This window comes from Yersinia sp. IP36721, from assembly GCF_003634395.1.
GTDB lineage: Bacteria > Pseudomonadota > Gammaproteobacteria > Enterobacterales > Enterobacteriaceae > Yersinia > Yersinia entomophaga.
Map to the genome: position 1 here is coordinate 34,900 of NZ_QCZL01000031.1, position 6,764 is coordinate 41,663.

Consider the following 6,764-nt stretch of genomic DNA (forward strand, 5'->3'; position numbering starts at 1 on the left):
GATTGACCAATGAGCGATAATAACGATATTCATGATGATCAAAGTGACAATGTATTGGCATTCACCAAGCGATTTAATGAGAACGCTGATATCAAAGAAATGCTGAATTTTGTTAAGGCTGAGCCAGCCCAAAGTCAAGACCGGCGCTGTAAGCACGGAAAAATTCTAGTCGATGAGCATCTACGTACGCTCACTTGTCGCAGGTGTGGTGCGGTGGTCGATGCATTCGACTGGATTAATTTAGTTTGCAACGGTGAAGCAAAAGTCGATTGGGAACTTAAAGGACTGCGTGGAGAAATTAAGCAACATCGTGAGGGCTTGGAAAAGCTGAAACGTGAAGAGGTTAATTGCCGGGCAAGAATTAAAAACGCCGCATTCAAGTTGAATGATATTAACCTCCAGATCAGCAAAGCAGAGAGCGTTCTAAGGTATAAAAGTGAGTAAGTCCCCGGCATTTAGAAGCAAAGCCCTGCGCGATTCTGCGCGGGGCCAATGCTGCACGCTCCAGATCCCCGGAATTTGTAATGGAAACTCGGAAACAACGGTATTGTGCCATTTACCCAGTTCGACCCACGGCATGGGGTATAAGTCAGATGACTACTGGGCCGTATTCGGCTGTTCGGATTGCCATGATGTGTTAGATGGGCGGGTGCCATATGAGTGGCTGGTGGGGGAGAGGGAGGAAACTTTGTTATGTTCACTATATAAAACCATGCAATATTGGTTTAATGAGGAACTAAAGTAAGAGTGACATAAAAGGAAAAAAAGTGAATTGGGATACATTTTTTACTCAAGCTAGTATTGGACTCGTTATAGGTGGTATCGCGGCATATCTGACGATGAGATTTGCATTATCACGTTTTTATCGCGAAAAATGGTGGGAGAAGAGAGCTGCTGCTTATATTTCTTTGACTGAATCTCTTTATACACTGAAAAATGATTATATAGCATTTAGAGATGATTCATTCCAATCTTCCTACCTAGGAGACGATATGGAGCCTTTATTAACAGAGGAAGAAATTAAAGAAATAAATGCGAGACGTAATTCTACTATTAGTCAAATTACCAAACTTTCTGAACTAGGACCGCTAGTACTAACCACCTCAGCAAGCGAAAAACTGCGTGATTTCTTAAAAGAGGAGAGAAAGGTTCATAGGGAGGTAATGGAGGATGGTCTAGATCACTTTGAGGCATATGATAAAATGAGTTTTGCGGCAGAGCAATTGTTTTTTGGCATGATGGAAGAGGCTAAACATGAGTTGAGAGTTGCATCTTTAGGGGAAAAGATAAAAACTAATATTAGAGAGTTATGGAGGAAAGCTGAACACTTGTATAAAGAAAATCTACCGAGAGTGTAAATTAAAAACAGATTCCAAAAAAATAGAGTAGGTGCTTATTTTTAATAGTATTGATGTTATTAGCCATATAGGTACAAAAGCTAAATTAAAATTTTGCAACGGCAAGGTACGCAAAGTTAATCACCAGGCAGAAACGGAGGAACAGGCCGCGCTTATCAAATGGGCGGATAACACTGTTATCGATGGTATCTGTGTTGGTGATTACCTGATCCATATTCCTAATGAGGGGAAGCGTGGGCCAAAGGCGGCAAGGGATGCCAAGCGGCTTGGGTTGAGGAAAGGCGTGCCGGATTTATTTCTGGCTTTGCCGCGTGGTGGCTATGCAGGGTTGTGGATTGAGATGAAAGCATTGCATGGAAAGCTAACCACAGATCAAAATCAGTGGCTAAATAAAATGAATGAAATGGGCTATCTTGCAATTATAAAATTTAGTTGCGTTGAAGCTGTAAAAACGATTACTGAATATATAAATAAAAACCCAGCAAGGGCTGGGCTTAATAATTAATCTTTTTTGGTCGGAGGAGATGGAGGTGATGCTGGTTTAGTCATTGCAGGCGGCGGCGGTGGATTTTTGCTATTTTGTGCGTAGCCTGGCTGATTTTTGGGATTTATATGTGCTTTATTGGACATTTATAACTCCCGATTATTTACCCTTCGGAGGTTGCGGCGGTGGTGCCGGCCTAAGATTGGTCGGCGGTGGAGGATTACGGCTAAACTTCTCATCCCTTGATTGCGATGGTGGTGGTGTAGGTGTTCTATTACTCATACTCACTCCTTATTTGTCATTTTTAGACGGTGGTGGTGGCGGTGGTGGCGGTGATGGCCTCTTAAAGGTTGGTGGCGGATTTTTACTTTCACCAATTGCTTTTTTAGTTTGATAAGGTGGTGGCGTCGGCGCTTTACTCGACAAAGTTGACTCCTTTTTCTTCTTGTAGAAACTCAACCCATTTAATATCGGATACGCTTATCATAAAGAGTTTTACCGTAGGCATATCTTGATAACCATCTTCAGTGACCCAACTCGGATCCTGAAGAATTACATGTCCTTTTGTTGGATCTGAAGACCACTCAGTAGGCCATCCAAATATCCGGCGCTCATCTTTCAAATGTAGGATAACGAACGTTTCATTTTCCTTAAAAGTGCTAAACCATTCACAGTGATAAGAGCGTTCTTTGGTGATCTTTCTGTCCCTAAGGAATGTATGGAATCTGTCATTATTTGCGAGAGTGCTGAATGTAAAACCAATTAAGACAGAAAAACCATAGGACCAAAAAACATGAGACGTACCGCTCCAACTTCCTAGCGACCAATATTTACCGATGAATAGCATTAAAGGCTTTGTTACCATTACGCAGCCTTGAATAAACGCAGTAAATATTAGTGCTTGTATAATCCGTTCAAACTGGGCTTGCTTAGGATAGGATGTAAATGAATGGAATATCCACGCACTTACAAAACCCGGTAGTAAATATTTTAGTATGTTGAATATTTCACTGCTAAGTGAATCCATTAAAAGCTCCACTGCATATCTAAATACCTCAATGTTATATTATTTGCAATAATGCCAATGGTTATTGTGTTTAATGCAATGAGCTATACAATCAATATGTTGCATCATAATACTAGGACTGACCAATGACCACTGCAATTGAACAACTAATTAAAATGCACGATCCGCGCTGCGTCAGCATTGAATCGCTGAACATTGGCCGAGGTCGTGCAGTTCTGACCAAAGACCAGATATTAGGGACTTTCGCTACCTGCCAGCACCAACATCCTGTTGGATTCGATATATTGATGACCAAATACCGCAATGACTATAAAGCAGAACAACGTGTGCGGGCGGCTATTGGCGTATGGCTGCATAAGCGACCGCATCCAGTGCGTGCTATTGCTGCCTGTCAGTTGGCGTTCAACATGGTATTGGATAGAAATCTCCCCGCGCAGGTAGAGCAAATTGCAACTTTATTAAGACGTTACGGCTCCCGAACAGGGATGACCAGAAAGGTCGTTGATGGGATACAGCAGCAAATCAAATTACTGGAAAGAAATAAAGCCCAGGCACTTGATGATGGCACGATCGCATTACTGGCAGACGAAATAAAAACCCTTCAGTCTAAAATCAAAACAGAACGCGGCGCACTACGGGCATGGGCAAATCAACAGGCAACCACAACGCAAGTCTGTCCACGTTGCCACGGTGCCGGTAAAACTCTGCGACCTCATCCCGAAATATGCAACGAGTGTGGGGGCAGTGGCCGTATACCGCCAACAATGGAACATCTGCGCAAATCCATGGGCATCATAGGGGCTGAGATACCGGCCGGAGAGTGGGCTGCGCAATATGCACCGCTGGTGAAGGAATGCATGCGCTGGCTATATGTAGAAGAGTCGAATGCCGGTGATGTTTTAATTGAGAGAATTCAGTTAGAAAAAGACTTTTGACCAATGATTGACCCTGAATCATATATGCGCTAAATTTCCGAAAGATGCCGGAGTATGCTTAAAAGCTGCTCCGGTTTTTTATTGGTCAGTTCCGGTCAGTCCTGATTATCCCAAAGCCTGCATGGTTCGCCTTGCGGGCTTTTTTTATTCCCCAAATCCGGGGAGGTGGAGCATGAAAATGGAGAGGCTCACAACCGGTATCTCTTATACCGCGTCCGGTGGCGGCGCTTTATTTTGGTTTAAACAATTATTGAATGGATTTGCCCCGGAACAATGGGCGGCAATTGGCGTGCTGGGTAGCCTGATGTTTGCCTTCCTGACATTCCTAACCAATTTGTATTTCAAAGTCCGAGAAGATAAACGCAAAGCGGAAAAGGGGGAATAATGGCAATATCCCCCGTGTTACGCAATAAACTATTGGGCGTAGCTGCGAGCGGTGCTATGGCTATCACTCTGGCTCTGGTCGGTGGTCATGATGGACTGGAAGGGCGTGAGTATATGCCTTACCGTGATGTAGTTGGCGTGCTGACGGTCTGCGATGGTCACACTGGCAAAGATATTATCCCCGGCAAACGCTACAGCGATACAGAATGCGACACTTTGCTGCGACAAGACCTGATACCCGTATTTGCCGCTATCGATCGCAGCGTCAAAGTACCACTAACTGATTTCCGCAAAGCCGCCCTGGCATCATTCGGTTATAACGTCGGTATTACTGCAATGTCGAATTCAACTATGGTGAAGAAACTCAACCGTGGAGATACCTCCGGGGCGTGCGAAGAATTACGCCGATGGGTTAAGGCCGATGGCAAGGTCTGGAAGGGGTTAGTTAATCGCCGTGAAGTCGAGCGCGAATTATGCCTAACTCCATAAATCCCTTATAAATTAGCTAATAACACCCATTTACATGCTGTTTTGGTAGCGCTACGTGAAATCTGAATCACGGGTGTATGCCATTACCCCTGCTTTTTTCATAGTAAACGGCATTAAGCCCGGATCCTGATATGTCCACAAAACTACTTATCGCGATTGCCAGCGTTCTGCTGGTGGTGATCCTGTGCCTTGGCGGTACCGCTTTCTATTTCCACAAATCTGCTGTTGAGAAGGCCGGGCAATTGTCCCAACTGCAAAGTGATCTGGATGAGTCAAAAGCCACCCAGGCATTACAGGCTTTTCAGTTCCAGCGTTCCAATGAGATAGCTGCGGCTGCTGGTAGCTATAACGTTGGCATTACAGCTAAAAGCGAGGAAAGGCAAATTGAAAACCGCAAAGACCTCAAAGTTGAGGAATGCGCTGATCGGTATATCCCTGATTCTACTGCTCAGCGGATGTACGACTATACGGACGGTCTACGTGCCAGGGCAATGCGCAATTCCGGCCAACCTGACGGAACCCTTACTGGTACCACATCCCCCCACAGAATGACTTACCGCCAAGCAGTGCTGTGGATTGACCCGTTGCTGACTCTGTTAGACAGGGCCAACAATGACCGTGCGTCAATTCGCAGCCTGCCGTCACAGCAACCAACCAAACAGGAATTACCATGAGCGATAAAGATATTGAGAAAGAAATTCAGCGTAAAGGCTTAACTGCACCACGGATTACCCCGGAGCATATCGAGCGCGTTCAGGTTGCGGGCCAATATCATCGTTTTCCAGGCACCACTGTAATCATTTGCTGTATCACATTAGAGAATGGTTACACCGTTACCGGTGAGAGTGCCTGTGCAAGTCCCGAGAACTTTGATGAAGAGATAGGTCGTAGAATCGCTATGGATAACGCGGTACATAAAATATGGGGGCTGGAAGGATATTTACTGCGCCAGAAATTGCATGAGCAGTCACCGAGGGCTTTATCCCGTGGGCAAACATCGGGTAAGGCTGTTTAAGTCATTACAGAGTCACTTCCCAATAGGTGGCTCGATAATGGCCCACAACAGACCAATAGAACACTATGGCAAAGCATGATTGGAAAACGTTGCAAACGGCCTTTCTGGCAGACAACGCAGAAACAGGGATTACTGCTCAGCAATGGTGTGAACAGCATGGACTTAATTACCAATCTGCACGCCGCTACATCAAACCTCGCGCTGCGAAATCTGCGCAAAAGATCCCCCGCACAACTGCGCACAATGCGCAATCTGATACTACTGCGCAACAGTGCGCAAACAGTGATGACGCGGAAGAGGAAGAACAGAAATTATCATCGGGCGTAGATGATGACCGCGATCCCGAGTCAGAGCCAAGCGAGAAACCGAACTCCGGCAGATCTGGCAACGGGCAATTCACCAAAGGTAATCGTCATTCAGAAGGCAATGCAGGTAATCCCAATCCGGTTGGTGCTTTTGCTCCCGGCAACCAGGTTGCGAGAAAGCATGGTGCTTATGCGCGATATCTGAATGCAGATGATTTGTTTGAGGCGGCGGCAGATTCAGATCTTAATGACGAACTGATATTTACCCGAGCGCGGGCATTATCGGTGACAAAAACCATGCGGAAAATCCATGAGGATTTAGCGGCAGCAGAATCCGTTGAAGCGCGAATAGAACTGTATGACAAGTTGCTAAAAGCTGAATCGGCTCTGGATAGAAACATTGGTCGCATTGAATCCATTGAGAACAGTTTGAGCAAATTAAGGCTGGATGCCATCAACGGACCTCGTTTAACGGCTGATATGTATCGTATCAAAGCGGCCACTTCTAAGCTGAAGGCAGAAACCCAAAAATTAACCTCAGAAGGCAAGGGCGTGACAACCCCGCTCAGCGAAGCCGTGAAGGAAGTTAGGGACTCAGGACAGGATGGTTTGCTGTGAAACAAGACAATAGGATTGGCGATGCAGGTATTGCCGCAATGAGTGAAGCAGAACAGATCGCCTATATCAAAGTGAATAGACCCCAGTTTCCTAGACGGTAGCGTGCCTCATGAACCAGGCACTTTCATAAACTGCAGGGGGTTGATCTT

12 protein-coding genes are annotated in these 6,764 nt (G+C 45.5%); 11 read left to right on the forward strand and 1 reads right to left on the reverse strand.

The window, feature by feature from the left end; translation table 11 throughout:
- The first annotated feature begins 9 nt into the window (after nt 1-9).
- The 5 genes from DBA33_RS18430 to DBA33_RS20720 are packed head-to-tail and all read left to right on the forward strand — an operon-like array spanning nt 10 to nt 2,236.
- A complete protein-coding gene (locus tag DBA33_RS18430; RefSeq protein WP_120806952.1) occupies nt 10-444 on the forward strand; it encodes a hypothetical protein in 435 nt (144 codons plus the stop codon).
- Complete coding sequence (locus DBA33_RS18435; protein ID WP_071665737.1) at nt 437-745, forward strand: DUF1364 domain-containing protein; 309 nt, start codon at nt 437-439, stop codon at nt 743-745. Before DBA33_RS18430 ends, DBA33_RS18435 begins: the two co-directional genes overlap by 8 nt.
- Before the next feature lie 22 nt (nt 746-767).
- Entirely contained in the window at nt 768-1,358 is a 591-nt protein-coding gene (locus DBA33_RS18440; RefSeq protein ID WP_038245411.1) for a hypothetical protein, read from the forward strand.
- A gap of 31 nt (nt 1,359-1,389) precedes the next feature.
- Nucleotides 1,390-1,863, forward strand: coding sequence for a VRR-NUC domain-containing protein (locus DBA33_RS18445; protein WP_234402485.1), 474 nt, complete (start codon nt 1,390-1,392; stop codon nt 1,861-1,863).
- Between the two features lie 58 nt (nt 1,864-1,921).
- Entirely contained in the window at nt 1,922-2,236 is a 315-nt protein-coding gene (locus tag DBA33_RS20720) for a hypothetical protein (protein ID WP_139240118.1), read from the forward strand.
- Nucleotides 2,237-2,257: 21 nt separating this feature from the next.
- Here DBA33_RS20720 and DBA33_RS18450 read toward each other — a convergent pair whose 3' ends face one another.
- Nucleotides 2,258-2,869 carry a DUF6338 family protein gene (locus DBA33_RS18450; RefSeq protein WP_038246024.1) on the reverse strand — a complete coding sequence of 204 codons (612 nt, stop codon included), beginning with the start codon at nt 2,867-2,869 and terminating at the stop codon, nt 2,258-2,260.
- A 125-nt stretch (nt 2,870-2,994) separates the two neighbouring features.
- Between DBA33_RS18450 and DBA33_RS18455 the strand changes: the two genes are divergently transcribed.
- From DBA33_RS18455 to DBA33_RS18480, 6 genes are all read left to right on the forward strand, one after another.
- Complete coding sequence (locus DBA33_RS18455) at nt 2,995-3,804, forward strand: TIGR02642 family protein (protein ID WP_120806953.1); 810 nt, start codon at nt 2,995-2,997, stop codon at nt 3,802-3,804.
- A 172-nt stretch (nt 3,805-3,976) separates the two neighbouring features.
- Nucleotides 3,977-4,189 carry a class II holin family protein gene (locus tag DBA33_RS18460; RefSeq protein ID WP_038245276.1) on the forward strand — a complete coding sequence of 71 codons (213 nt, stop codon included), beginning with the start codon at nt 3,977-3,979 and terminating at the stop codon, nt 4,187-4,189.
- A 5-nt stretch (nt 4,190-4,194) separates the two neighbouring features.
- Nucleotides 4,195-4,677, forward strand: a complete 483-nt coding sequence (locus tag DBA33_RS18465; protein ID WP_162975242.1) for a lysozyme — start codon at nt 4,195-4,197, stop codon at nt 4,675-4,677.
- 131 nt (nt 4,678-4,808) lie between these two features.
- The gene (locus DBA33_RS18470; RefSeq protein ID WP_096823449.1) at nt 4,809-5,351 is read left to right on the forward strand and encodes a DUF2570 domain-containing protein; all 543 of its coding nucleotides are present in this window, start codon (nt 4,809-4,811) and stop codon (nt 5,349-5,351) included.
- Nucleotides 5,348-5,692, forward strand: coding sequence for a Gp49 family protein (locus tag DBA33_RS18475; protein ID WP_051847063.1), 345 nt, complete (start codon nt 5,348-5,350; stop codon nt 5,690-5,692). Before DBA33_RS18470 ends, DBA33_RS18475 begins: the two co-directional genes overlap by 4 nt.
- Nucleotides 5,693-5,757: 65 nt before the next feature.
- Complete coding sequence (locus DBA33_RS18480; protein ID WP_120806955.1) at nt 5,758-6,615, forward strand: terminase; 858 nt, start codon at nt 5,758-5,760, stop codon at nt 6,613-6,615.
- Nucleotides 6,616-6,764 lie beyond the last annotated feature (149 nt).

Excerpts from the sequence above, each read along its gene's own strand:
- DBA33_RS18430 (WP_120806952.1), top strand. The coding sequence starts at position 10 with ATGAGCGATAATAACGATATTCATGATGATCAAAGTGACAATGTATTG.
- DBA33_RS18450 (WP_038246024.1), bottom strand. The coding sequence starts at position 2,869 with ATGGATTCACTTAGCAGTGAAATATTCAACATACTAAAATATTTACTA.
- DBA33_RS18455 (WP_120806953.1), top strand. The coding sequence starts at position 2,995 with ATGACCACTGCAATTGAACAACTAATTAAAATGCACGATCCGCGCTGC.
- DBA33_RS18460 (WP_038245276.1), top strand. The coding sequence starts at position 3,977 with ATGAAAATGGAGAGGCTCACAACCGGTATCTCTTATACCGCGTCCGGT.
- DBA33_RS18470 (WP_096823449.1), top strand. The coding sequence starts at position 4,809 with ATGTCCACAAAACTACTTATCGCGATTGCCAGCGTTCTGCTGGTGGTG.
- DBA33_RS18475 (WP_051847063.1), top strand. The coding sequence starts at position 5,348 with ATGAGCGATAAAGATATTGAGAAAGAAATTCAGCGTAAAGGCTTAACT.
- DBA33_RS18480 (WP_120806955.1), top strand. The coding sequence starts at position 5,758 with ATGGCAAAGCATGATTGGAAAACGTTGCAAACGGCCTTTCTGGCAGAC.